This is a genomic window from Leptolyngbya sp. FACHB-541 (assembly GCF_014695875.1).
Classification (GTDB): Bacteria; Cyanobacteriota; Cyanobacteriia; order Elainellales; family Elainellaceae; genus JAAUTN01.
In genome coordinates this window covers 16,831-41,712 of the sequence record NZ_JACJPC010000065.1, presented here as the reverse complement: position 1 = coordinate 41,712, position 24,882 = coordinate 16,831, and the positions used below count along the sequence as shown (strand labels likewise).

Annotated in this window: 21 protein-coding genes and 2 pseudogenes; 12 read left to right on the top strand and 11 right to left on the bottom strand. The window is 47.8% G+C overall.

The window, feature by feature from the left end; translation table 11 throughout:
- Positions 1–14: 14 nt before the first annotated feature.
- The 4 genes from H6G00_RS14330 (at position 15) to H6G00_RS14315 (ending at position 5,637) form a co-directional block, all read left to right on the top strand.
- On the top strand, positions 15–1,511 hold the full coding sequence (locus H6G00_RS14330; RefSeq protein ID WP_190797258.1) for an ATP-binding protein: 1,497 nt from the start codon (positions 15–17) through the stop codon (positions 1,509–1,511).
- A 51-nt stretch (positions 1,512–1,562) separates the two neighbouring features.
- Entirely contained in the window at positions 1,563–1,877 is a 315-nt protein-coding gene (locus tag H6G00_RS14325) for a DUF2500 domain-containing protein (protein ID WP_190797257.1), read from the top strand.
- A 486-nt stretch (positions 1,878–2,363) separates the two neighbouring features.
- Positions 2,364–3,740 carry an FAD-dependent oxidoreductase gene (locus tag H6G00_RS14320; RefSeq protein WP_190797256.1) on the top strand — a complete coding sequence of 459 codons (1,377 nt, stop codon included), beginning with the start codon at positions 2,364–2,366 and terminating at the stop codon, positions 3,738–3,740.
- 523 nt (positions 3,741–4,263) lie between these two features.
- Positions 4,264–5,637 (top strand): glycoside hydrolase 100 family protein, encoded by a 1,374-nt coding sequence (locus tag H6G00_RS14315; protein ID WP_190797255.1) that lies wholly within the window; start codon positions 4,264–4,266, stop codon positions 5,635–5,637.
- A gap of 21 nt (positions 5,638–5,658) precedes the next feature.
- Here H6G00_RS14315 and H6G00_RS14310 read toward each other — a convergent pair whose 3' ends face one another.
- Positions 5,659–6,141, bottom strand: a complete 483-nt coding sequence (locus H6G00_RS14310; protein ID WP_190797254.1) for a DUF2721 domain-containing protein — start codon at positions 6,139–6,141, stop codon at positions 5,659–5,661.
- Positions 6,142–6,726: 585 nt separating this feature from the next.
- Between H6G00_RS14310 and H6G00_RS14305 the strand changes: the two genes are divergently transcribed.
- The 6 genes from H6G00_RS14305 (at position 6,727) to H6G00_RS14280 (ending at position 15,842) form a co-directional block, all read left to right on the top strand.
- Positions 6,727–7,509, top strand: coding sequence for a glucose 1-dehydrogenase (locus H6G00_RS14305; protein ID WP_190797253.1), 783 nt, complete (start codon positions 6,727–6,729; stop codon positions 7,507–7,509).
- Positions 7,510–7,511: 2 nt separating this feature from the next.
- Complete coding sequence (locus H6G00_RS14300; RefSeq protein ID WP_190797252.1) at positions 7,512–10,169, top strand: glucosidase; 2,658 nt, start codon at positions 7,512–7,514, stop codon at positions 10,167–10,169.
- Position 10,170: 1 nt separating this feature from the next.
- On the top strand, positions 10,171–10,995 hold the full coding sequence (locus tag H6G00_RS14295) for an aquaporin (RefSeq protein ID WP_347278183.1): 825 nt from the start codon (positions 10,171–10,173) through the stop codon (positions 10,993–10,995).
- Between the two features lie 125 nt (positions 10,996–11,120).
- The gene (locus tag H6G00_RS14290) at positions 11,121–12,692 is read left to right on the top strand and encodes a GMC family oxidoreductase (RefSeq protein ID WP_190797251.1); all 1,572 of its coding nucleotides are present in this window, start codon (positions 11,121–11,123) and stop codon (positions 12,690–12,692) included.
- A 37-nt stretch (positions 12,693–12,729) separates the two neighbouring features.
- Positions 12,730–13,824 (top strand): VOC family protein, encoded by a 1,095-nt coding sequence (locus H6G00_RS14285; RefSeq protein WP_190797250.1) that lies wholly within the window; start codon positions 12,730–12,732, stop codon positions 13,822–13,824.
- Positions 13,825–13,835: 11 nt separating this feature from the next.
- Entirely contained in the window at positions 13,836–15,842 is a 2,007-nt protein-coding gene (locus H6G00_RS14280) for an amylo-alpha-1,6-glucosidase (RefSeq protein ID WP_190797249.1), read from the top strand.
- Here H6G00_RS14280 and H6G00_RS14275 read toward each other — a convergent pair.
- From H6G00_RS14275 to hisG, 5 genes are all read right to left on the bottom strand, one after another.
- A complete protein-coding gene (locus H6G00_RS14275; RefSeq protein WP_190797248.1) occupies positions 15,839–16,237 on the bottom strand; it encodes a hypothetical protein in 399 nt (132 codons plus the stop codon). The two genes, H6G00_RS14280 and H6G00_RS14275, sit on opposite strands and share 4 nt — an antisense overlap.
- A gap of 47 nt (positions 16,238–16,284) precedes the next feature.
- On the bottom strand, positions 16,285–16,665 hold the full coding sequence (locus H6G00_RS14270; protein ID WP_190797247.1) for a cupin domain-containing protein: 381 nt from the start codon (positions 16,663–16,665) through the stop codon (positions 16,285–16,287).
- A 280-nt stretch (positions 16,666–16,945) separates the two neighbouring features.
- Positions 16,946–17,293 (bottom strand): hypothetical protein, encoded by a 348-nt coding sequence (locus H6G00_RS14265; protein ID WP_190797246.1) that lies wholly within the window; start codon positions 17,291–17,293, stop codon positions 16,946–16,948.
- Complete coding sequence (locus H6G00_RS14260; protein ID WP_190646576.1) at positions 17,294–19,171, bottom strand: ABC transporter ATP-binding protein; 1,878 nt, start codon at positions 19,169–19,171, stop codon at positions 17,294–17,296.
- A gap of 141 nt (positions 19,172–19,312) precedes the next feature.
- Positions 19,313–19,957, bottom strand: a complete 645-nt coding sequence (gene hisG / locus H6G00_RS14255; protein WP_190646575.1) for an ATP phosphoribosyltransferase — start codon at positions 19,955–19,957, stop codon at positions 19,313–19,315.
- Between the two features lie 529 nt (positions 19,958–20,486).
- Here hisG and H6G00_RS14250 point away from each other — a divergent pair.
- A pseudogene (locus H6G00_RS14250) lies at positions 20,487–21,719 on the top strand (chloride channel protein).
- Positions 21,720–21,874: 155 nt separating this feature from the next.
- On the opposite strand, the gene H6G00_RS14245 reads toward H6G00_RS14250, so the two are convergent.
- The 4 genes and pseudogenes from H6G00_RS14245 to H6G00_RS35370 form a co-directional block, all read right to left on the bottom strand.
- Positions 21,875–22,264: a hypothetical protein gene (locus H6G00_RS14245; protein WP_190646574.1), complete on the bottom strand. Its 390-nt coding sequence runs from the start codon at positions 22,262–22,264 to the stop codon at positions 21,875–21,877.
- Positions 22,265–22,346: 82 nt separating this feature from the next.
- Positions 22,347–23,195: a hypothetical protein gene (locus H6G00_RS14240; protein ID WP_190797245.1), complete on the bottom strand. Its 849-nt coding sequence runs from the start codon at positions 23,193–23,195 to the stop codon at positions 22,347–22,349.
- A gap of 49 nt (positions 23,196–23,244) precedes the next feature.
- A complete protein-coding gene (locus H6G00_RS14235) occupies positions 23,245–23,598 on the bottom strand; it encodes a peptidoglycan-binding domain-containing protein (protein ID WP_190797244.1) in 354 nt (117 codons plus the stop codon).
- A gap of 368 nt (positions 23,599–23,966) precedes the next feature.
- Positions 23,967–24,077: pseudogene (locus H6G00_RS35370) on the bottom strand (IS5/IS1182 family transposase); the annotation flags it as partial.
- Positions 24,078–24,523: 446 nt separating this feature from the next.
- Here H6G00_RS35370 and H6G00_RS14230 point away from each other — a divergent pair.
- Positions 24,524–24,694, top strand: coding sequence for a hypothetical protein (locus tag H6G00_RS14230; protein WP_190797243.1), 171 nt, complete (start codon positions 24,524–24,526; stop codon positions 24,692–24,694).
- Here the strand turns inward: H6G00_RS14230 and H6G00_RS14225 are convergent.
- On the bottom strand, positions 24,644–24,877 hold the full coding sequence (locus tag H6G00_RS14225) for a hypothetical protein (protein WP_190797242.1): 234 nt from the start codon (positions 24,875–24,877) through the stop codon (positions 24,644–24,646). The genes H6G00_RS14230 and H6G00_RS14225 overlap by 51 nt on opposite strands.
- Between the last annotated feature and the right edge of the window lie 5 nt (positions 24,878–24,882).

Genomic DNA, 24,882 nt, shown 5'->3' with positions numbered 1-24,882 from the left:
AGTAGGATATTCTAATGGAAGCCAAAATTTTAGTGGTTGAAGATGAGGTTATCGTTGCCCGCACGATTGCTAGTCAGCTAATGCAGCTCGGTTACACCGTCGTTGGCACAGCCTCCTCTGGTGCGGCAGCGATCGACAAAGTGAACCGTACTGAACCCGACTTGGTGCTGATGGATGTGATGTTAAAGGGGGAGATGGATGGTATCACTGCGGCTAGCCAAATTTGCAGCCAACACGATATCCCCATTGTGTTTTTAACTGCTTATGCCGATGAAAACACGTTACAGCGAGCAAAAAACACTCTCCCCTTGGGCTACATTGTTAAGCCCTTCAACTCAGGAGAACTGCGCGTTGCGGTTGAGTTAGCGCTGTTTAAGCATCAGGTCGAAAAGGAACTGCGAACCAATCAGTCTTACCTGGCAACGCTACTACACTCCATGAACGATGCAGTCATCGCAACAGATGAACAAGGGTTAATCACCTTCATGAACCCGGCGGCAGAGGGCTTGACGGGTTGGCGAGAAGCTGAGGCCTCTGGCAAGGACATAACGGAGGTGTTGCGTCTTGTAGATGAAGTGACCGATCTGCCGGTTGAGCATCCTGTAACGCAAGTTCTACAAACTCAGGAAGTCGCTTTCCTAAAAGAATTCACGGCTCTGATAAACCGGAATGGCGATCGCATCCCCATTGGTGATAGTGCCTCTCCTCTATATCGTCAGCTAGAGGGAATTGGTGGAGTCGTTGTGGTGTTTTGGGACATGAGTGCTTACCGTCAAAGTGAGTTATTGCAAAAAGCATTAGAAACAGAACAAGAGTTGAATCAACTCAAATCTCAATTTATTTCAACCGTCTCGCATGAGTTTCGCAACCCCCTAGCTGTGATTCGGACAGCGTCCGAATTGCTAGAGCTACGAGGGGGAGAGATGTTTGACGACAGAATGAGAGGCTACATACAGCGAATTAGAGACTCCGTCCAACAGATGAATCAACTGATGGAAGATGTGTTAATCATGGGGCGAGTTGAAGCAGAGCGTTTACCCTTCAATCCTGCTCCAATCGATCTAGAGCCGTTATGCCAGGATCTACTGGAAGAATACTCCCTCAATCTCTCTGATTCCCATGAGATCATATTCACACACTCAGATGATGCGCCAGAAACCTGGATGGATAAAACGCTCCTCCGTCTGATCCTCTCCAATCTACTGAATAATGCCATTAAGTACTCACCTACAGGTGGAAGAGTTCATCTTGACTACACCTATGTGCTAGAACAACAAACGATTGTGTTTAAGGTGCAAGACCAGGGCATTGGTATTCCCCAGTCAGAACAAGCCCAACTATTTGAATCCTTCTTTCGAGCGTCTAACGCTCAACTGCTTCAAGGAACAGGCTTGGGGTTAGCGATCGCCAAACGGTGTGTGGAACTGCATCAAGGACAAATTGAGGTCACTAGTGAGCTTGATGTTGGAACAACTTTTACTGTCATCCTACCTTACACAGCCAAGGTTTAGAGTACCGTCATGAATGAGCAAATGATGCAGTAGGAGCTTCAAGGAGAATCAATGGATACATTATTAGTTGTCGGTTTCTTCGTTCTCGCGGCTGTTTCCATCTTCCTGGAGATACGGAAGCAACTGAAACTGCAACAGCAACCTGTATTGTCTTCCCCCGCACGAGTTGCCGCGAAATATTCTAGTGCGAGAGAATTTGGGGATGCACGGGGAGGCTATTCCTCTGCTCCACGATATGTTGTTTTTGAGTTGAAATCAGGGGAAACCATAACCTTGAAAGTAGGAAGTTTGTACGACGCGATCGCTGAAGGTGAGAAAGGGATTCTGACTTATCAAGGAGATCAATGTCTAAATTTTCAGTGGTAGCAATTCGCATTGACGCAACTCATTCCAGCTCATCGGAATTGTACTGCAAACACTCTGGATGACCATCAGATAGGCGAAGTAGGAACTGTACGTTGGGTTACGCATTCGCTTCACCCAACGTTGGCTTGGGTTTTGTTGGGTTACGCTACGCTCCACCCAGCCTACGCCTTATCCCAATTGAGGCTATTGAATGACGCTTCATTGACTTGAGCTTCATGCTAGAAACCTCTCTTGGTTAGAATTTTTGGAATGATCTGTTGTTTGGGCGATCGGACTAACCGTTAGAATGCACGGTAGAACTGAGAGTTGCCTGAGTTAGCCCTGAGAGTTTTCAGAAAAGAGCGTCAACAGGAAGTTCCTTTTCCTTAAAGTTGGAATCTTTGGGATTGCTGCTTAAAATCCTACTTAAACCGCGATTTCTATTTGACCGTCAGGCAAATGTTAGAGCGATCGCGGTTGTCCATCGTTGATATGAGTTAGAAAATTATGGAAACCGCAGATTTGATTGTGATTGGCAGTGGACAGGGTGGAGTTCCCCTTGCGGCTGACTTTGCTAAGGAAGGACGCAAAGTTGTCTTATTTGAGCGGGATGCATTAGGTGGAAGCTGCATTAACTATGGCTGCACCCCCTCTAAAGCATTCTTAGCAGCAGCTCATAACGCCGGTCGCGCCCGTTTAGCCAAAAAGCTAGGCGTTCATGCTCAGGTTGAGGTTGATTTTCCGGCTGTAATGGAGCGAGTTCGAGGAATTCGTCATCAGTTTAATCAGGGGACAAAACGACGGCTGGAAAGTGCGGGGGTTCAAGTTGTTTGTGCTGAAGCCTCGTTTGCTGATTATCACACCGTTACAGCAGGAGATGTCACCGTTGAGGCACCTCTTATCGTGATTAACACCGGCACATCGTCGTTGATTCCCAATATTCCGGGTCTAGCGGACACTCCTTTTCTCACCAATCGCAACTTCTTTGACTTACAGGAATTGCCGCCTCGCCTGCTAGTGGTTGGCGGGGGCTACATTGGTCTGGAGCTAGGGCAAGGGTTGGCGCGTCTGGGCAGTGAGACGCATCTGATTGTGAGGGGCGATCGCCTCCTGGCTCAAGAGGAAGCCGAGGTCAGCGACACGCTAGCAGAAGCATTCCGGCAGGACGGTATCTCACTTCATTTCAATGTCAACACTGAAAAGGTAACTCATGCGGATGGCGTATTTACATTAACGCTGGATAATGGTGAAACACTGCAAGGAGAAGCCTTGCTCGTCGTAATTGGACGCAAGCCCAACACCAGTACTTTGAATGCAGCGGCGGCCGATCTGGAGTTAGACTCACAAGGCTTTGTCAAAATTGACGATCAGTTTCAAACCTCCAGCCCTGGGGTTTATGCGATCGGAGATGCGGCAAGACAGCCTGCTTTCACGCACGTTTCCTGGGAAGACTACCGCCGCTTAAAGGCAATTTTGTGTGGAGAACGGCGCACCCGCAGCGATCGCGTTTTGGGGTATGCAGTCTACACTGAGCCCCAGGTTGGGCGCGTCGGCATGACGTTAGAACAGGCTCAGCACCAGGGCATTAATGCGCGCTGTGTCACCTTGCCGATGGCTCACATTGCGCGAGCAATTGAGTGGGGACATGACCTCGGCTTTTATCAAATGGTCGTTGATCGGGATACCGACCAAATTTTGGGTGCAACGCTGGTGGGATATGAGGCGGCTGAACTCGTCCACGTCTTCCTGTCTTTGATGGAGGCTAAAGCTACCTGGCGACTGTTAGAGCAGTCTGTTCACATTCATCCCACCTACGGTGAAGCGTTGCCCAGCCTAGCCAGATTGCTGATTGGAGACGATATGCCTTCGTGTCCCAATATGTAATTGGACTTTTATTCCTTTAAACTCATGTCATTCAAGAGGTTTGACGATGAAATTTAGGTGTTGCTGAATGCGAGTATGATTCACGGATCTCAATTCCCTCTGTAGGGGCATGGCATTGCCATGCCCCTACGAAATTCATACTGCTTACCCTGGTCAAAGTCAGCGCTAAGTTTGGAGTTGCTAAGTTTGAAAGTTAGTAGTGTTAAGCAGGCTTAAATAGCTTGGGTTGTGCGTGGCTCAACCCAAGCAGGTGTAAATGTTGGATACACGTTGGATAAATGTTGGATAAATGTTGGTTTCCCGTTGACAACCCAACCTACATCATAAAGGCTTGGTAGGATAAGGTCACATACGCCATGACTATCCATTTGAAGGACCCTGAGTTTGTATAGAGGTGAGGATGTTTTATTTAATTTCAAGCTGATTTTGGGAGAAGGTGATCGCATTTTGACATCAGGCACACCCGTCAAGTTTGAGTGAGTGGAAAGCAAGGTGGGACAAACTGCACGCAATGTACAGACAGATGATTGATGAGGCTCAAACAGCACTTGAAGCCGCCATTCTTTATTATCAGGGTGAGCCGATTGGCACAGTAGCCGCTCGCGATCCCGAAGCGGAGGCACTGAATTATGATCAGTGCTTTGTGCGTGATTTTGTCTCGTCTGCCCTGTTTTTCCTCGTGCAAGGCAAGCCAGACATCGTTCGTAACTTTTTAGTAGCAGTGTTGGGGCTTCAGAGCCGCGAACGACGACTAGATTGCTTTCAGCCTGGACAAGGACTGCACCCCGCCAGCTTTAAAGTAGAAGTGCAGGCAGGGAAAGAATATCTAGTGGCTGACTTTGGGGAGCAGGCGATCGCCAGAGTTGCCCCAATTGATTCCTGCTTTTGGTGGTTAGTTCTCCTGCGGGCTTATGTCAAAGCAACAGGTGATTTAGCCCTGGCTCACCGTGCCGACTTTCAGCAGGGCATTCAAATGATATTGCAGCTTTGTCTGGAAGCTCGATTTGACCTATTCCCTACGCTACTGGTACCCGACGGATCATTCATGATTGACCGGCGTATGGGGGTGTATGGGCATCCGTTAGAAATTCAGGCACTCTTTTATGCGGCTTTGCGGACAGCCCGTGAACTGCTGTTACCAGACGGTACAGGCAAGACTTATCTAGAGGCAGCTGAGGCTCGACTCAGTCATCTCACCTATCATGTACGGAAATATTACTGGATTGACCTTCAGCGCTTGAATGAGATTTACCGCTATAAAGGTGAAGAATTTGGTGATATGGCCGTGAATCGATTCAATGTTTACCCAGATACCATTCCTTCCTGGCTGATTGAATGGCTCTCTGGCACCAGCGGCTATTTGGCAGGGAATCTTGGCCCAGGGCAAATTGACTTTCGCTTCTTTGGACTGGGTAATTTAATGTCTGTGATTGTTTCACTTGCCACTGGGCAACAATCTCAGGCAATCGTGAATTTGATTGAACAACGCTGGCAAGATTTGATTGGATACATGCCGCTAAAAATTTGCTTTCCAGCAGTAGAAGGTCAGGATTGGAAAATCATAACGGGCTGCGATCCTAAGAACATTCCCTGGTCATATCATAATGGCGGCAGTTGGCCCGTTTTACTCTGGTTTCTAACTGCCGCAATGTTAAAGATGGGCAGAGACGATCTAGCTTATAAAGCATTAGAAATTGCTGAGAAACGCCTATTGCCTGATCAATGGCCCGAATACTATGACGGCAGAACGGGGAAACTGATTGGCAAGGAAGCCAGGAAATATCAGACCTGGACGATCGCTGCTTTCCTGGCTTCTAAAGCGTTGCTAGAAAATCCTAGTCACCTTGCTCTGATTAGTTTTGACGAAGATCTAGAAGTAGATGCTTGCCTAATTTAAAGGTTCGCCTGTGAAAGAGACTCATTTTCCCAACGAGGTGATTTGATAAACTTCATAGCAAATTGCCCGATGAGACATCCGAATTTCTAGCCCCATGAGGAATATGCCTACTAGCAAAACGCCTGTGCCAATCAGAAATAATATCAATGCGATGGTTCCAATTGCTCCTGCTTTCAGTACGACAGATAGGGCGATCACAAACATAGTGAAGATAAAAATGGTGGTTGCACTGTAAGCTAACAACGCTGACCGTTGAATCAATCGATGACGGTGAATCAGGATAGGAAGCTGGCGATCGATCGCTTGAAGTCGTTCTAAGGTGAACGTGTTCCCGATTTTCTCAGAGCGCACTAACTCAAACCGTTCGTGGGATAGCGCACGGATGCCCTGACCAACGCTGGCGTATCGTGCCAAAGCTCCATTTTGAAACAACATACAGGCTGTAATTAATACGACTGGAGCAATAATTAGTTGAATGGTTTGAGCAATATCCACCGCAGTCATCAGCACTGTTCACTTTTTGTTTAAAAACTTGAAGAATTTGCCAAATCGAGCTTGGGGTCAAAGACCCCAAAGAACACCATTATCGTAATTCTATAGCTTAGACCTGACCAAAAGTTGGGAGGCAACCTATCTTTAAGAGTAGGTCAAAACTGATGACTTTAATGATCAGAAACAGTCTCACCTATAAGTGACATTTAGCGATTAACTTTGTAAGCTGCTCAGGGGAGAATTACGATCAGCAAGCAAGATGATTGCAACCCTGCTAGAAACGACGAAAGTATCATGAATGTCATTTTTTTAGGTTAACTTTGATGTAATTTAAGTTTGAGTGTGATAGGGTCGTTCTATTCCTGAAGTAAAAAGCTGTCCATCAACGTCTGTAGAGCGTTTGAAGTATTCGTAATAGGCGTAAGCCATTCAATATTTCACAAATGAACCTTTAACTTCTCTAACTTACGTTGCATTTAAGCAAGTCATAGGATTCAAATTCTTTGAGCTTTGCTTAATGCTTCATGAAAGCATTTCAAAAAGTTTTAACTCATCCGTTCATTCGTGGTTGAATTAACAGCATCACTTGGAGTAAGTATGAAACTGGAAGGCAAAGTTGCACTGGTTACGGGTAGCAGCCAAGGAATTGGACAGGCGATCGCCATTCGTCTCGCTCAAGAGGGAGCAAGCGTCGTGATTAACTATCGCTCCCATCCTGAAGGGGCAGAGGAAACCCTTTCAAAGGTAAAAGCAGTGGGTGGTGAATGTCATATGGTTGATGGCTTCACCGTTCAAGCCGATACGGGTATGGTTACTGATGTGCAGCGCATGATCGCAGATAGCATCGCTCACTTTGGCAAGTTAGATATCTTAGTCAACAATGCCGGGATTGAGAAGAACGCAGACTTTTGGAATGTGACCGAGGCAGATTACGATGCCGTAATGAATGTGAATTTGAAGGGCGTATTCTTTGCCACGCAATCTTTCGCCAAACATGTGATGGAGGCAAAGCAACCGGGCAAAGTGATCAACATTAGCTCGGTTCACGAAGAATTGCCCTTTCCTCACTTTGCGGCTTATTGCGCCAGCAAGGGCGGCTTAAAAATGCTCACTCGCAACCTTGCGGTTGAGCTGGCTCCCTTTGGGATCACGATTAACAATGTGGCTCCTGGAGCGATCGAGACACCCATCAACACCAAACTATTAAAAGATCCAGAAAAATTAGGCGCACTGCTGAGTAACATTCCGTTAGGACGATTGGGCAAGCCAGGAGATGTTGCCTCGATCGTCACGTTTCTAGCATCAGCAGAATCGGATTATGTGACGGGCACCACTTTCTTTGTGGACGGTGGGTTGTTATGGAACTATCAGGAGCAGTAGTCATGACTCCAGAAGAAGTTCGATTGCAAGAAGATCGGGAACGAACTGCCTACTGGAAACGCTGGGGACCTTACCTTAGTGAGCGGCAGTGGGGAACGGTGCGGGAAGATTACAGTCCTTATGGCTCAGCTTGGGATTACTTTTCCCATGAACAGTCAAGGTCGCGCACTTACCGCTGGGGTGAAGACGGCATTGCAGGCATCTCAGACAGTCGGCAGCGGTTATGTTTTGCGATCGCCCTTTGGAATGGTAATGATCCCATCCTAAAAGAGCGGCTATTTGGCTTGACGGGCAGTGAAGGAAATCACGGTGAGGATGTCAAAGAGTATTACTTTTACCTTGACAACACGCCCACCCATTCCTACATGAAGTGCCTGTATAAGTATCCACAGCAGGCATTTCCCTATGCTCAGCTGGTGGAAGGAAACCGCAATAGAAGCAAAAATGAGCCAGAATTTGAGCTGCTGGATACTGGGATTTTTGCTGAAAATCGATACTTTGATGTGTTTGTAGAATATGCTAAAGCCTCACCTGAAGATATTTTGATTCAGGTGGCGATCGCCAATCGCGGCTCAGAAGCACACACCTTACATCTCCTACCCACGCTTTGGTTTCGCAACACCTGGGACTGGGATTCGGAGAGTAAAAAGCCGTTCATTAAAGTGGTGGACGAGAAAGAGTTTAGCGCGGTTGAAGCGGCTCATCCAACCTTGGGAACTCGTTGGCTTTACTGTGAAAGTGGCTCAGACTTGCTTTTTACGGATAATGAAACGAACTACGATCGGCTGTTTGGGGTGCCCAACAAATCCCCTTATGTAAAAGACGGCATCAATGATTATGTGGTTCAGGAAAAACAGGATGCCGTGAATGGCGATCGCATTGGCACCAAGTTTGCGGCTCACTATCAGCTATCGATTGCACCGGGAGAAACAAAGACAATTCGTCTACGCCTGAGTGATGTCGCGACGGTTGCTGAGCCGTTTGGGGCAGAATTCACTCATCTTTTCGATACGCGCAAACAGGAAGCCGATGAGTTTTATCAGCGGATTAATCCATTCCCCATGTCAGAGGATGAACGCAATATCCAGCGACAGGCGTTTGCAGGCTTACTGTGGAGCAAACAGTACTATCACTATGTGGTGCAAGACTGGCTCAATGGCGATTCTGGGCAGCCACAACCCCCACCTGAACGCAAAGCAGGACGAAACCGCGAGTGGAGCCACTTGTTCAGTGAAGACATTCTCTCGATGCCTGACAAATGGGAATATCCCTGGTTTGCCGCTTGGGATTTGGCGTTTCACCTGATTCCGCTGGTGGTGATTGATCCCGATTTTGCCAAGATGCAACTCGATCGCCTGACTCGTGAATGGTACATGCAGCCCAACGGTCAGTTACCCGCCTACGAATGGGCATTTAGTGACGTGAATCCGCCTGTGCAAGCGTGGGCAGCGTTGCGGGTGTATCAGATTGAGCAGAAGTTTTATGGACGCAAAGATCGCCAGTTTCTCCAGCGAGTCTTTCACAAACTGCTGCTCAACTTTACCTGGTGGGTTAATCGTAAAGACGTAGCAGGCAAAAATGTCTTTCAGGGTGGTTTCTTGGGACTGGATAACATTGGAGTATTCGATCGCAGCAAAGAACTGCCTACGGGCGGCTATCTCAATCAAGCAGACGGCACCAGTTGGATGGGAATGTATTGCTTGAATATGCTGGCGATCGCCCTGGAACTGGCAAAGGAAGATAATTCTTACGAAGACATTGCCAGCAAATTCTTTGAACACTTTCTCTATATTGCTGACGCGATTGATGGTATTGGAGATGCCAATATTGCCTTGTGGAATGACGAAGACGGGTTCTACTACGACGCGCTGCAATTGCCGCACGGACAGCAGTTGCCGCTCAAGGTGCGATCGATGGTGGGGTTAATTCCCCTCTATGCCGTGACCGTTCTAGAGTTAGAAACATTAGAGCAATTTCCAGGTTTCAAAAAGCGGATGCAGTGGTTCATTCAGAATCGCCCAGATCTGAAAGACAATGTTGCCTGCATGGAAACTCCTGGTACGGGAGCCAGACGATTATTGTCGATTGTGTACGGCGCAAAACTACGGCGAATCTTGCAGCGAATGTTAGATGAAAGTGAGTTTTTCAGTCCTCACGGCATTCGGGCGATTTCCAAATATCATCAGGAACATCCCTATGTGCTGGAATGTTCTGGTGAGAGCTACTACGTCCACTATGAACCAGCTGAATCAACAACTGGTTTGTTTGGCGGCAACTCCAACTGGCGCGGCCCAATCTGGTTTCCAGTCAATTATCTGATTATTGAAGCGCTCTGGCAGTTTCACAGCTACTTTGGTGATGCGTTTAAGGTGGAATGTCCGACAGGTTCGGGACAGGAAATGACGCTGCGGGAAGTGGCGATCGCCCTTTCTCACCGTTTAGTTGCCCTGTTTGAGCAAAATGAGTCGGGTCACCGTCCGCTCTATGGTGGCTTGGAGACTTTTCAATCCGATCCGCATTGGCGCAATTACATTCTGTTTCACGAATATTTTCACGGTGACAACGGTTCAGGGTTAGGAGCCAGTCACCAAACTGGATGGACAGGATTAGTGGCTGCCATGATCCTGCAGAATGCCGAACACCGGGCACAAGGAGGTTAAAGTGAACACACTTAAACAGCATTGGCCCGAATACTTAATGGAAGCGGCACTGCTAGGGCTGTTTATGATTTCTGCGGGAGTGTTTACAGTCATCTTTGAGCATCCCAACTCACCGATTCATCAAGCGATCGCCAATGCTGATTTGCGTCGATTTCTGATCGGTGTGGCGATGGGAACGACGGCAATCGCCCTGGTTTATTCTCCCTGGGGTAAACAATCTGGCGCACACATGAACCCCGCCATCACACTCACCTTTTACCGACTGGGCAAAGTAAAACGACAGGATACAGCTTTCTACGTTCTATTTCAATGCTTGGGTGGATTGCTGGGAGTTTACCTAGTCGCCTTAGCCTTCAGAAATGGATTTACGCAACCGCCCATCAACTACATCGTCACCATACCCGGAGCAATGGGCTGGATTGCCGCCCTGTTAGGTGAATTTGTGATTGCCTTCATTATGATGCTCACAGTCTTACTCACCAGCAACCACAAAAAACTCAGTCGTTATACAGGCATCTTTGCAGGTTGTCTGGTAATGCTCTACGTCTTTCTAGAAGCCCCACTCTCCGGGTTTGGGATGAATCCTGCCCGCAGTTTTGCCTCTGCTTTTCCTGCCCAGGTTTGGACGGCATTTCCGCTCTATATCTTTGCTCCATTGATTGGCATGTTTTCTGCTAGTGAATTATATCTGTCTGTGTTTGGGCAACGTGCCGTCAAGTGCGCCAAACTCAATCACCATACCCACAAACGCTGTATTTTTCGCTGCAACTACAACCAGGAGGGTGAGGTCGATTTAAGCGATCGCCTCTCACTCCCCAAACCGTAGGTTGGGTGAACCAAAGCATAACCCAACATCCACAGAATCCACACATTAGCGAAATTCTACACGTTGAGTCTTGTTCCTTAACCCAACCTACATCTTTTAATTCCTCATCTCTAAAAGTAGCTTCTATGATCCCCAACACTCACTACGACCTCATCATTATCGGTACAGGTGCAGGAGGCGGCACACTCGTCCATCAGCTTGCCCCTACCGGAAAGAAGATTTTGATTTTGGAGCGTGGGAGCTTCTTACCGCGCGAAAAAGCTAACTGGAGTGCCAAAGAGGTTTATCAAAAAGAGCGATACCACACTGATGAAAAGTGGTACAACCTTGAGGGCAAATCTTTTCGTCCAGGTGTAGGGTATTGGGTTGGCGGTAACACCAAGGTTTACGGCGCGGCACTCCTGCGAATGCGAGAACGAGACTTTGATACAGTCACTCACCATGAGGGGTTTTCCTCTGCCTGGCCCTTAAAATATCAGGACTTCGAGTCCTATTACACGGAAGCAGAAAAGCTCTACAACGTACATGGGTTGCAGGGTGAAGACCCGATTGAACCACCCATGAGTGAGGGCTATCCCCATCCCCCCGTGAGCCATGAGCCTAGGATGCAAGATATCAACGATGGTTTTCGGCATCAGGGCTTGCATCCCTTTCATTTGCCATTAGGAATCAAGCTGGATGAAACAAATCCAGACTTTAGTCCCTGCATTCGCTGCAATACCTGTGATGGCTTTCCCTGCCTAGTTCACGCTAAAGCCGATGCTGATGTGAATGCAGTGCGCCCGGCTCAACAGTACAGCAATGTCACTCTAGTAACCCAAGCCAAAGTGGTGCAACTGCACACCAGTGCGTCGGGACGAGAAGTGACTGGTGTGGAAGCAGAAATTGAGGGAAAATCACAGCTTTTCACCAGTGATATAGTCGTAGTTTCCTGTGGCGCAATTAACTCTGCGCTTTTACTGTTGCGTTCTGCCAATGATCAGCATCCCAATGGTTTGGCAAATCGCTCAGATCAGGTAGGACGCAACTTTATGAAGCATTTGGCAACGGCAATTCTGGCGCTTAGTTCCAAGCCAAACCCAGCCGTCTATCAAAAGACGATCGCCATTAACGACTTCTACTGGGGCGAACCAGATTTTCCTTATCCAATGGGGCAAGTCCAAAATACGGGCAATGTGCTGGGAGACATGATTCCGGCTGAAACACCTGCTGTATTAACACCGCTTGTTAAACTGGTTCCAGGCTTCGGGCTTGAACAAATTGCCAGCCATTCAACGGGTTGGTGGCTACAGTCCGAAGATTTACCTGATTCAGACAATCGGGTTCGGGTAATGGGTGACAAGGTCTGTTTAGAGTACAAACCCAACAATACAAAAGCGCACGATCGCTTGGTGCAGCGCTGGATCAAAGTATTGGAAACCAATGATCACTCGATGCAGCCTTTTATCATTCCAATGGGCATTTATCCACGTAACAGCATTCCCTTACAGGCAGTGGGACATCAGTGCGGTACCTGTCGTCTGGGCGAAGATCCAACCACCTCAGTGCTTGACCTTAACTGTCGCACCCATGATGTAGACAATCTCTATGTGGTAGATGGCAGTTTCTTTCCCTCAAATTCTGGCGTGAATCCCACATTGACAATTATCGCGAATGCGCTGCGAGTCGCAGATCACTTAAAAGATCGGGTGAAATAAAAGCCTAAACAATTATGTTCCTTCAAAAATCAGAATAATGCCAGGATTCGGTAAGGTACTCAAGCGAACTTTTCTCTCTTTTGGGGTGGTGGGGGCGATCGCCCTAACTGCTCCTAATCGCGCCATTTCCCAAAATCAGCCACGTCAAACTTCATCAGCCCCAATTATCCTCACTCAAGCGACTGTCGCAGAGTCAACGGTTCAAGCGGTAGCCAGTGTAGGAATGACAGTATCAGACATGGAGAGCATCCTGGAGTTTTACACCGAAGTCTTACCCTTCCGCAAAATTTCAGATGTGGAAGTATGGGGCAGTGAGTATGAACAACTGCAAGGTATATTTGGGGTGCGAATGCGAGTGGTGCAGTTACAGCTAGGCGATGAGGTAATTGAACTGACGGACTATCTCACCCCTGAGGGGCGACCGATTCCAGCCGACTCACGCAGCAACGACCATTGGTTTCAACACATTGCAATCGTCGTGAGCGATATGGATGAAGCATATCAACATCTGCGACAACACAACATTCAGCACGTTTCTACCGCCCCACAACAGCTACCCGATTACATTCCAGCCGCCGCAGGGATTGAGGCGTTTTATTTTCGCGATCCAGAAGGACACAATTTAGAAATTATTTACTATCCAGAGGGCAAGGGCGATCCTCGCTGGCAAGAATCTAGTAATGAGTTGTTTTTAGGAATTGACCATACGGCGATCGCCATCTCCAACACATCAGCCAGTCTCGCATTCTACCGTGATCTGCTAGGACTAACAGTTGCAGGCGAAAGTGAGAACTACGGCATGGAACAAGCCCATCTCAATCAAGTATTTGGGGCACATTTGCAAATCACTGGACTGCGGGCACCTTTGGGCATGGGCGTTGAATTTTTGGAATATCTCACGCCTTCTGATGGGCGATCGCTACCGAATGATGCTCAGGCAAATGACCTGATAGGCTGGCAAACTACATTGGTAGTTGAAGATGTAGATGCAACGGCACAGCGAGTGCGATCGGGTGGCTATGATTTCGTCTCATCAGGTGTAATTCGGTTGCCGGATGATCAGCTAGGATTTCGCGAAGGCTTTCTAGTGCGCGATCCTGATGGTCACTTGATCCGAATTGTGGAGCAATAAGACTTTTACACATGAATATTGAATTTGGGCGAGAAATTTGCGGTACGCTGCCAACAGCCGAATCGCGAGAATGGCTAGTCACCAACGGTATTGGCGGATATGCCTCTGGTACAGTCGCAGGACTGTTGACCCGTCGCTATCATGGCTTACTCATGGCAGCACTAAATCCACCATTAGGACGTACCTTACTCGTCACCAAATTGGATGAGACTGTTTACTACAACGAACAGTCTTATTCGCTTTTTACAAATCGTTGGGTAGGCGGTGCGGTCAGTCCGGTGGGATATTATCACATCGAGCGTTTTTTTCTAGATGGAACGACTCCCGTTTGGCAGTTTGGCTTTAGCGATGTCCAACTCGAAAAGCGAATCTGGATGCAGCCCGGAAGCAATACCACCTATGTGCAATACACGCTGAACCGCGCCACGCAACCGCTGCAACTCACGCTTCAGGCATTTGTTAACTACCGCGATTATCACGGCAGTACTCAAGGCGATAGCTGGCAAATGAGCGTTGAGGCGATCGCCCAAGGCATCCAAATTACTGCCTTTCCGGGTGCAGCTCCAATTTATTTACTGAGCAATTCTGCCAGCGTCACTCCGGCTCATGAGTGGTATTACAACTTTGATTTAGCGGCAGAACGCGATCGCGGATTAAGCGATCGAGAAGACCATCTCCATTCTGCAACCTTTGCTGTCACTCTCGATCCAGGGGCATCTATCACAATCGTTGCCAGCACTGAGTCCGAACCCAGTTTAGAGGGTGAGAGCGCTGTTAAATTAAGAACAGCTCATGAGCAAAAGTTAATTCAACTGTTTGAAATTAGCCGTCCGATTCACGCGGAGAAAACTCCGGACTGGATTCATCGACTGGTGTTAGCTGCCGATCAGTTTATTGTTGATCGTGAAGCGTATGCAGAACACTCTCGCTCTTCATCTAACGATCCTGTGGGCAAAACTATTATTGCTGGCTATCACTGGTTTGGAGACTGGGGACGCGACACGATGATTAGTCTACCGGGACTGGCACTGTCTACGGGTCGCCCGGAAATCGCCCGATCGATTCTTTTTACCTTTGCCCAATATGTCGATCAGGGAATGTTGCCCAATCGCTTTCCTGATGCCGGAGAAACCCCCGAATACAACGCGGTTGACGCGACGCTCTGGTACTTTGAAGCCATTCGCCAATACTATGGTGCAACGGAAGACGATGACTTGTTGCGCGACCTGTTTCCTGTGTTGGCAGACGTAATCGACTGGCACTGTCGCGGCACTCGTTACAACATTCACCTGGATGCGGCAGATGGCTTGCTCTATGCCGGAACAGCAGGCGTGCAGTTGACCTGGATGGATGCCAAAGTTGGCGATCAGGTGATTACCCCTCGGATTGGCAAACCGATTGAGATCAACGCGCTCTGGTATAACGCTCTTCGTACTATGGCAAAGTTTGCGCGACAGATTGGTAAACCCCATCAGGAGTATGAGGCGATCGCCGATCGCACCCTAGCCAAGTTCTCTCGCTTCTGGAATAACGCAACGGGCTATTGTTACGACGTAATTGACACGTCCGATGGAGATGATGACTCCCTACGACCGAATCAAATCTTTGCCGTGTCGTTACCTCAAAGCCCGCTCACGCCATTTCAGCAGCAGCGAGTGGTGGATGTCTGTGGGCAAAAGCTGCTCACTTCTCATGGGTTGCGATCGCTCTCGCCTGACCACCCTGATTATGCAGGACGCTACGTTGGGAATGGAGCCGAACGCGATCACATTTACCATCAGGGAACCGTTTGGGGTTGGCTACTCGGTGCCTTTGCCCTGGCACATCTGCGAGTCTACAACAATCCTACACAGGCGCAAAAGCTCCTAGAACCGATGGCAAATCACCACACCACACACGGACTAGGAAACCTCAGCGAAATTTTTGATGGTGATGCTCCCATGACTGCAAAAGGCTGCATTGCCCAAGCCTGGACAGTTGCAGAAATTCTGCGTGCCTGGTTAGCGATTGAGGATTAGAAAATAACTTTATTTTTGATCAATTTGATTGCTGAAACGACCAGCAGAAATAACCCACAGCACAGTGCCGCAACCAGGTTTTCTCCTATTCTTGACGAGAAGATAATGATAAATCCTTGATCTTTAATTAACGCTGAAAAACTTGAAACACAAAATGGCATCAAATAGAGCCTGAACGTTTGCCAATGATCCCATTTACCATGACTCGGCTTTCCAGATGAGACGCTTAACAATAGAGCCGTTCCAATCACAGCGCTGATGCCAATTGCGTTAATCCAGATCTTAGGTGAGGGATCAAAGTAGAAATAAACAATGGCAACATACCAAATCAAGTAGCACCACAGAATAGCTTTATTTGACTTGATCTTATAGAAATACTGAATTAGCCCTTTCATATCTCATTCAGCACTCTTCTAGCTTCCCTAATCTGGAAAATGAGTGTTCAAAGATGTAGCGTGACAGTCGTTTCTATCAAAATCGGTTGGTATCCCGCATCACCAGGTGACACTACAGAAATGAAAACGAGTGGCTTATCTCCATCGTTGAATACACCATGTACGCAGCCCACTGGAGCAACAACAACATCTCCAGCGGCGATCGCCTTCATCGTGCCCATCTTGTCCAGATAATATTTGCCGCTTCCCTCTAAAATAGTCCAGGTATCCTGCCCGTTAGGATGAAGGTGTGGAGAAATTTCCTGTCCTGGTTTAACGTACCAGGCAACCACAACCGCATTCTGAGATTCTGTGATCACTGAGCGGATCGGTTCCCCGTCTGCTGGTTGAAGAAACTGAGAACTGTTGAATATTCTAGTGATACTCATCCTTGCGCTCTACCTTGCTAAGAATGGGGCAGATCCACCAACATAGTGCTGGTTTTCCCAGATATTTCTACAATACGGAATCCGTTTCGTAAAGAAGCAATATTTGGTGTACGGGCGAAGCATTCGGCAAAAGAATTGTGCTTTAGGGGTAGGGACTGTGACCGAATGCTCCGCCCCTACCGATGCCGCTACTCTACAGACAGATTTGGTATAGGACGATTATTTCACTGAATACCCTAAAACATTGTTTCATTAGTAACCTTTGGACAATCGAGATGGCTCAAACCCGTGTTCCAGCTAAGCGTTCTGCCCAAGTTTCGTTTTGATCTAAGGATAAAACAACCCTTTGGTAAAACTCATCTTTGAGATCGAGGACGAGGTAGTGGCGATCACCCGTCACATACCAAAACTCTCTGCCGCGATCGCTGTAATAGGTGCCTGCCGCAAATAAACCAGGAATCGCAGTTCCAGGCATTCTATACTGCAACCGAGAAGAAGGTTTCTCAGTGGAAACTTGCTCGATGTGAGCAAGAGGAATCTCAAAGGCGTAGTTAAACTGTAGCGCTAACAGTTTTTCTAGAAAGGTTAGGTTTATTTTGAGGCGATCGCCCTCTAATTGTAAATTCATTTAAGCCTCCAACATTTGTAGGCGATACAGGCTGGCATAGAGTCCGCCTTGTTCCAGCAATTCTTCATGGCTGCCCGATTCCACCAGTCGCCCTTGCTTCAGAACTAAGATGCGATCGACCTTGCGAATCGTTGAGAGGCGGTGAGCAATAATGATTGCAGTTCGCCCAATCAACAGTTTATCTAAAGCCTGCTGAATCATCGCTTCTGTCCCTACATCCAGGTTAGCTGTCGCTTCGTCTAACACCAGGATGGGAGGATTACGGATTGCCGCCCGCGCAAATGCTAAAAGCTGCTTTTGTCCGCCCGACAGGTTTGTACCCCGCTCCCGCAGCAACGTATCGTACCCCTCAGGTAGTTGCTCGATGAAGCTGGCGACGTTAGTCTGCTCCGCTGCGGCTTTGATTTGCTCGATCGAGTAGGTTTCTCCCAAAGCAATGTTGCCCTTAACATCACCCGCAAATAGAAAACCATCCTGCAAAATCACAGCCATGCGGCGACGCAACTCTCCCTGAGGCATGTCTCGCACATCAACATTGTCGAGTAAAATTTGTCCTCGATTGATTTCATAGAGACGGCAAAGCAGGCGAATGATTGAGCTTTTTCCTGCTCCTGTTGGTCCGACCAGCGCTACTTTTTCACCAGGACGAATGGCGAAGTCTAAGTCTCGCAAGACATATTCATCTGGCTTGTAGCCAAACCAAACGTGGTTAAAGCAGATTTCACCAGGAACGGTCGAAGAAGGAGGAAGGATCAGGGATGAGGGACGAAGGGAAAGGTCTTCGGGAGCGATTTTGGTGCGAGGGGATGAGTCAGTGGAAAGGGTAGGAGTTTCGGGATCGCGAATTTCGATCGGTTCGTTGAGGATGTCGCTAACTCGCTCTAGGGCAGTGAAGCCTGCCTGGATAGCGGTAAACCGTTCGGCAAACTGACGCAGCGGGTTAAATAGGCGTTGGGCAAACAAGATGAAGGTTGCTAGAGCGCCCAGAGATAGGTTGTCTTGCAGGACGAGTAAGCCGCCCAGCCAGAGCACTCCCCCGATCGCCACCAGCGCAATCCACTCTAGTGTGGCTGAGACGGCAGAGTCATAGAAAATGGTTTTGTCAACTTCGGTAATGTAGCGTTGGTTGACAGTGCGAAATAGTTCGGAGTTAAACTGCTCTCGCCGAAACAGCTGAACCACTCCAATGCCGACAATGTTTTCTTGCAGGGTGGAGTTGAGAGCAGACAGTTCCTCTCGCGCTTTGTAGTTGGCAACGCGAAACTGATGCTGAAAGAAAATCGTCAAACCTGTCACCGGGATCAGCATCAACACCAGCATCAGGGCAAGCTGCCACTGCAAGGTAAACATGATGACGGTGATCACCAGCATCGAGAACAGATCGCTGACGATGCCGACCGCCCCCGTTGAGAACACATCTCCTAGCGCATCTACGTCACTAGTGAGGCGTGTAATCAGGCGTCCTACAGGAGTGCGGTCGAAAAATCGGGCCGCAAGGGAGGTGACGTGATAAAACAAGTCATCTCGAATCGCTGCTGTGATCCGCTGTCCCACCTTCTGGATCAGGTAGCCTTGCACGCCGTCTAACGTTAGCCGAACGGCGATCGTCAGCATGAGCAAAACGACCAGAATGTTAAGCCCCTGAGAGAGCGATCGCCCTTCTAGAAACCAGCTCACAGGTTCTTCGCGCAGCAGAGAAATCGCCTGCCCCACCAGAATGGGCTGAACGGCTTCTGCTAAAGAAAGTGGTACGAGGAAGGTGAGGGCGATCGCCAACAGCCGCTTATTCCGCAACGCATAGGGAACTAGCCGCCGCAATAGCCGCCAGTCTGTTTCTTGAATTCGTCTGCCCCGAGCCTCTGTCGTTGTGCTGGTCATGCCAACCCCTGAACGTCAACCGCGTCGCCCAAAGCCACGCATCCCAACTGTAACGCAGGAGACTTTTTATTTGATACTAGCTCTTGCTGACTCAGCCAAAATCTAAGCCCTTACAGGGACACGCGCTTCTTTTCAGACTGACTAAACGGGAGCCAGCGTGGCAGCTCTAATCTGCTCGATTCGCTCCTGTAAGCCATCCTGATTGAGCCGATAGCTGAGAGGATGGGCAACCAGACGGGCTGTACTGTCGAATAGGCGATCGATTTCAGTCAGGTTATTCTCCTTCAGCGTTCGCCCAGTTGCTACCAAATCAACGATCGCTTCTGACATTCCAGTAATTGGACCTAGCTCGACCGAGCCATAAAGCGGCACAATTTCTACGGGCAAGTCCAGGCTTTGAAAATATTCGTAGGCACAACGGACAAACTTGGACGCGACCCGACTGTGCGGCGGTAGATCCAACGCTGAACGATAGGAACTGGCAGCATTCACCGCAACCGACATCCGGCACAGCCCAAATCTTAAATCTGCCAGGTGAGCCACTTGAGGCTGCTTTTCACGCAAAATGTCATAGCCGACAATTCCCAACTGCGCCTGACCATATTCCACATAGACGGGCACATCATAGTTTCGCACCAGCAGCGCTTTAGCTGTGTGGCTAGCATCCCAGACCTCTAGCTGGCGATTGGAGGAATCTAGCAGAATGCTAAAATCCAGTCCCACTTCTTTCAACAACCGAACGCTGTCTCCCAACAGCCCACCTTTGGGCATTGCAATAGTCAACATAGAACCAAAATAGGAATGAGGGTTTGGGCAAAAGCCATCTTGATAGAGCGTATCATCAAGCAAATCCCCTCTACCATTTTTGGCGATCGCTTTTATCCGTAGACTTGCATCAAGTTAGTTTGTCGCTAAGTAATCATTTAAGTAACTATCTAATTTCTCAGTGCACTCTGGCAAATTTCTACGTCCTAACCCAATCCGAAAGTTTTGCTTCCCATAATCAAAATAGGGACTGGGTAAAAGTAGAACTCCTTGCTGATTAACTAAATCGACGCAAAACTCTTCCACATCCCCTGCTTGCTTCAGGCTTGGAAAGGCGTCGATCCTCCCTTGGGTGCTGCCCAATTGAAAAAATCGGCATGGCTCGCAAAGAAGCGATCGCATGTTTCAATTCCAATTGTTTGATAAGTTTGTGCGATCGCCTGCCGTAGTTCTGGGCTTCTTTGCGTTTCTGTATAGCCTTTTCTGGTTAAGTTGACAGTATCCTATTGATTAGTTTTGTAGGTTTAGCAACATAAACCAAAAATAGGTGATGAAACAAAATCCGCTGGTTTTCACTCGATCGGTATTGTTATGGGCAAGCCTTGGCATCATTTGCGGCTTATTTGCCTCTATATATTGGATTGTTTTATCGGGAATGATTCAATTTCTTGCCCCAATCAATGGGCTGTCTCTGTTGTTTGTAATGCCACTAGCGGGCTTGCTGATTGGCTTGGTGATTGCTCGATTAAGAAACCCAGGTGAAATTGGACTCATTATTGACAACATTCACCTGAACAAAGGACGACTGGCAACCCGCGAAAATCCTTCTATGATTTTATCCTCACTGATCAGCATTGCCAGCGGCGGAAGCGCAGGGCCAGAATCACCGATGGTGCAAGTGACAGGTTCAGTTGGGACATGGCTCGCCGATCGCTTTCAGCTTAAGGGAGAGGCACTTAGAAGCCTCAGTATTGCGGGTATGGCATCTGGCTTCACGGTCTTATTTGGTGCGCCACTGGGTGGAACGTTTTTTGCCTTAGAAATCCTGCATCATCATCATGTTGTCGAGTATTACGAAGCAATTTTGCCTGCGATCGTTGCCAGTTGTGCCAGCTATACAATCTTTGCAGCCATTACTCAGCTTGGCATCGGTCCAATCTGGCACTTTCCTCAATACAACATTGACAACATCGACGATTTTGCTCAAGCAATGCTGTATGGAATTGTGGGAGCAGTCGTAGGCTGGTTCTTTATCATTGTGTTTCGCAAATGTGAGTACTTATTTGAGAGGCTGCGTGGACCTATCTACTTACGCACTACTCTGGCAGGGTTAGGGCTTGGCATCCTAGCAATGGGGTTTCCGTTAACTCGCTATTTTGGTGAATACCAACTCGAAGAAATTGTCAAAGGAACCTTTAACCACGACATTTCTTTTACAATTAGCAGCAGCCAAAATACTGGCGATTTGCATTACAGTCACCGGAGGCTGGCGGGGCGGAATTATTATTCCCCTATTTTTCACGGGAGCTTGTTTAGGAAAGGCGATCGCTGTTGTTTATCCTGAATCTAACGCCGCTCTAGCCATGATTTGTCTCATGGCATCTCTCAAGTAACAGTCACTCGCACTCCAATCAGTACAACGCTACTGCTCTCAAAGTTGACAGGCTTCAGCACGCTCACGCCAATTCTCTTTGCTAGCATGGTTGGTTTTTTCCTGGCTCCTCGCATTCCTTTTATCGCATCTCAGCTCAAAGCAAATGAGCCTATCAAAGAAGCCGATTAAGGGTTCTGTCGATACTGTCAACCTAACTGCTAAACAGTTCTATCAGTCACATAGTCATTCACAAAAAGAGATCACATGGACAATAGTTTTCAATTCACGCAGCACCGTAGGATTGAGGTGAGTACTTAGCCGCGCAAATTGGTTAGAAGTTTGTCTCACACTGAAGGGTTTCGCCAAAAGATAACACCAGCAATGAGCAAGAGAACTATCGACACTGCGTCAAAGTAAATGATCCGTTGAAGTCCCTGCGTTAATTCTGGTGTAGTGATACATAGTCCAATGAAAGCAAGTTTGCTGACTACAGCAGCAGTAATAACCATCATTCGCAAATGATGGAGAAATGCTCCGTAAACTAAGGCAGCACCGAGTACCCCCAGCATGACCTGACGATGCCTGACTAGCAGCAAGATGGCATCATCTTCAAAAGTAACATTGTACAAAGATGTGATTCCAGTTGGATTTAATGCAGTGATGACTGGAGAAGCTGTAATCACACCAATGATTACTAAGATTGCGATCGCTGCATTTCGACCTGGTTTAGACATTCAAGTTTCTACTGAAAGCAGTTCCATAGAGGATACGATGCCTTTGATGTAAATCTCGGCTACCCTCCATAAGTTGTCCATTTTACTGGTTGAAGCGTAATACCTGCTGAATCGTGTTAAGTCGTCGTCTTTGATCCTGCTCTAGCCACGCGATGTCGTTGTCAAATCCAGGCGCTTCGAGTTCTCCAGTCACAGGGTCATAATAGGAGTAAATCCGAGCACACAATAGTGCCTCCTCTAGCTGACTGCCTCGCTGACATTGCTTGAAGTTTTCTATAAAGTCAGCTCCGGCTTCAGGTGCTTGGTTCCATAGATCGACTGCTTGTACCAAGATTTCAGGCTCTAACGTTATGCCTTCTCGTTGAGCATCTTGAAGAATGTGAGGAATAACTTCGTTCTGGATGTGGTGAATTGCGGCTTGGTCGGCTGCCTCTGGTGATGCTGCTTCCATCTGCCAAGCAAAGGTGCCTTGGTTGATTACTCCATTGCCTGAATCAATATGGCTGCTCCAACTTTCAGTTTGCTCACCCTCTATTGTTCGAGTTCCTTCAGCAACACCTATGGCGATCGCTCCAACACTATCAGCATGGGCAAACAGTTCATGAGCTTCTGCTCTGAGGTCAGGAATTGGAACCGAGGAAATGGAATGGCTACTGTCGCTTTGAACGTGGGGTGTCACGTCTTGAGAAGTCAGCTTGTAAGCAACTGCCAGTATGACCAGAGTCGCTGCACCAACTAGTGCTCTAATCCTTTTAAAGCGCGCTGTTGTGGCAGTTCGACGATAGCGGCGCGATCGCGGGTGACACCTCCGCGATGAATCTACAATGCGCTCGGTGCGCTTTCTCGCTTTGCACATACGCTCTCGACCCCAGTATTGCTCTGGGACTTGAGTCTGGTGCAGCGGGTTGGCTGTGTATACTTGTTGTTGCAAAATATAGTTACTACGCGTCAGCAATTTTTTCTTGTCTCGCAGAGCGAAACTACAAATTAATCATTGCTTTCCAGGTCTGAAAGCCGACAATTCCATCTGCTGGAAGGTTTGCCTGCTTTTGAAACTGCTCAACAGCTGCATCTGTTTCACTACCAAAGATGCCGTCAATAGCTCCATTATAAAGTCCAGTCTGTTTCAGGAAGCGCTGGACATCAGCAACAGGCTGTCCTGTTTCACCACGCCGCAGCACAGGTGCTGCATCTGTTGCAGCGTAGTTGCTCAAGGGATGACCCGCTTGCATGAGCAACTGTGGCTCAACCTGTGGGACTTCTGCTCGGACAGATAAACTAGCTACAATCAATAGACTACAAGCAGAAAGACCGATCAAAGCTGAATTTAGCATGTCGTTCTCCTTCTTCAAGGTTGCTCTTTTGAGTGTGAAGAGACAGCATTTAAACCTCTACTACCGCCACTCATAAAACTTCACACGCCCTTAGGTCACATGACTTTAGGACTACGGTGTATCTTACTACACATTTATCAAAAGAAATTCTACCTATTGGGGGGTTTCTGATTTGCGCCTGTAGCAGGACGGTTTTAAGGTTCAGGGGCAATTCTTATGATTATTTCTCAGCACTTTAGCAACAGAAACGTAAGCTTTTGAGGTATTTGATGTAAAAAAGCTACACGGCAGAGCAAGCGGCTCAAGATGCAACAGCAGTGGGGGTTGTGTCGCAAATAATTCGTGAAGACAAACGGCTCCTGCATGAATCAAGAGGTATATACCAATTCATAGTTGAGTAAGCCAGCAATCAGGTTCAAGTGCAAGCCAAACTGTTTTCTGCGGTTGCGACAACGTCCTGCAAAGATGCGAAAAGTCTTGAAGCCACAGTTTCACGAGTCCCTACAGCAACGATTTCACCGCCGCGATCGCCCTTCCAACCTAATCACACTCCTTCCCGTTCATGTCAGAATTCAGACAAGAGAAATGTGATTAGAATTTTTAGAATATTGGAAAGTTAATCTACTGTGTTCAAACTTACCCGAGTAGTCTTTTGAACTACTCCACGAATCTCTAAGATTACTGAAGCAAGCTTAGAACCTACTCGACTAGTGTTTGAACCTACTCCGCGAGTGTTTTGAATTATTTGACTAGTATTTGAGAGTGCTCGACTAGTATTTGAGACTGTTCAATGAGTATTTTGAACTACTCGACTAGTACTTAAGACTGTTCAACGAGTGTTTGAACTTACTCCGTGAATGCTTTGGGTTACTCAAGTAGTACTTAAGAGTGCTCGGCGAATGTCTAAGAGTGCTCAGCAAATGTTTTGAACTACTCGATTAGTACTCGATCGCCCTTTACCCATTCCACGCTTGAACATGCGGCTGTTGGTCATGCTTTGGTAGAGCGCGATCGCCCCTCACGAGAAGCGATCGCCCCTCTCCCTCTACTCGTCCTCCTCAGCCTGAAACAAATCGGTTGCTTTACTACCGAGTAATCCAAAAATTGCGCCGATACCCATATTCCAGGTGGTGTTGCAGTTTTCAAACACGCGGGTTTGCTGGGGTGACAAATTATCTTTGGTAGATAACCAGATGGAAGCTCCGCCAGAAAGGAGGGTGAAGCAGACGACTGTAAAGAAGACTTGCTGAAATTCAGGCGTAATTTTGAAGGTGTTCATGATGG

Bases quoted from the DNA above. Each gene is read 5' to 3' on its own strand.
- H6G00_RS14330 (WP_190797258.1), top strand. From the start codon at position 15: ATGGAAGCCAAAATTTTAGTGGTTGAAGATGAGGTTATCGTTGCCCGC.
- H6G00_RS14325 (WP_190797257.1), top strand. From the start codon at position 1,563: ATGGATACATTATTAGTTGTCGGTTTCTTCGTTCTCGCGGCTGTTTCC.
- H6G00_RS14320 (WP_190797256.1), top strand. From the start codon at position 2,364: ATGGAAACCGCAGATTTGATTGTGATTGGCAGTGGACAGGGTGGAGTT.
- H6G00_RS14315 (WP_190797255.1), top strand. From the start codon at position 4,264: ATGATTGATGAGGCTCAAACAGCACTTGAAGCCGCCATTCTTTATTAT.
- H6G00_RS14310 (WP_190797254.1), bottom strand. From the start codon at position 6,141: ATGACTGCGGTGGATATTGCTCAAACCATTCAACTAATTATTGCTCCA.
- H6G00_RS14305 (WP_190797253.1), top strand. From the start codon at position 6,727: ATGAAACTGGAAGGCAAAGTTGCACTGGTTACGGGTAGCAGCCAAGGA.
- H6G00_RS14300 (WP_190797252.1), top strand. From the start codon at position 7,512: ATGACTCCAGAAGAAGTTCGATTGCAAGAAGATCGGGAACGAACTGCC.
- H6G00_RS14290 (WP_190797251.1), top strand. From the start codon at position 11,121: ATGATCCCCAACACTCACTACGACCTCATCATTATCGGTACAGGTGCA.
- H6G00_RS14285 (WP_190797250.1), top strand. From the start codon at position 12,730: ATGCCAGGATTCGGTAAGGTACTCAAGCGAACTTTTCTCTCTTTTGGG.
- H6G00_RS14280 (WP_190797249.1), top strand. From the start codon at position 13,836: ATGAATATTGAATTTGGGCGAGAAATTTGCGGTACGCTGCCAACAGCC.
- H6G00_RS14275 (WP_190797248.1), bottom strand. From the start codon at position 16,237: ATGAAAGGGCTAATTCAGTATTTCTATAAGATCAAGTCAAATAAAGCT.
- H6G00_RS14270 (WP_190797247.1), bottom strand. From the start codon at position 16,665: ATGAGTATCACTAGAATATTCAACAGTTCTCAGTTTCTTCAACCAGCA.
- H6G00_RS14265 (WP_190797246.1), bottom strand. From the start codon at position 17,293: ATGAATTTACAATTAGAGGGCGATCGCCTCAAAATAAACCTAACCTTT.
- H6G00_RS14260 (WP_190646576.1), bottom strand. From the start codon at position 19,171: ATGACCAGCACAACGACAGAGGCTCGGGGCAGACGAATTCAAGAAACA.
- hisG (WP_190646575.1), bottom strand. From the start codon at position 19,957: ATGTTGACTATTGCAATGCCCAAAGGTGGGCTGTTGGGAGACAGCGTT.
- H6G00_RS14245 (WP_190646574.1), bottom strand. From the start codon at position 22,264: ATGTCTAAACCAGGTCGAAATGCAGCGATCGCAATCTTAGTAATCATT.
- H6G00_RS14235 (WP_190797244.1), bottom strand. From the start codon at position 23,598: ATGCTAAATTCAGCTTTGATCGGTCTTTCTGCTTGTAGTCTATTGATT.
- H6G00_RS14225 (WP_190797242.1), bottom strand. From the start codon at position 24,877: ATGAACACCTTCAAAATTACGCCTGAATTTCAGCAAGTCTTCTTTACA.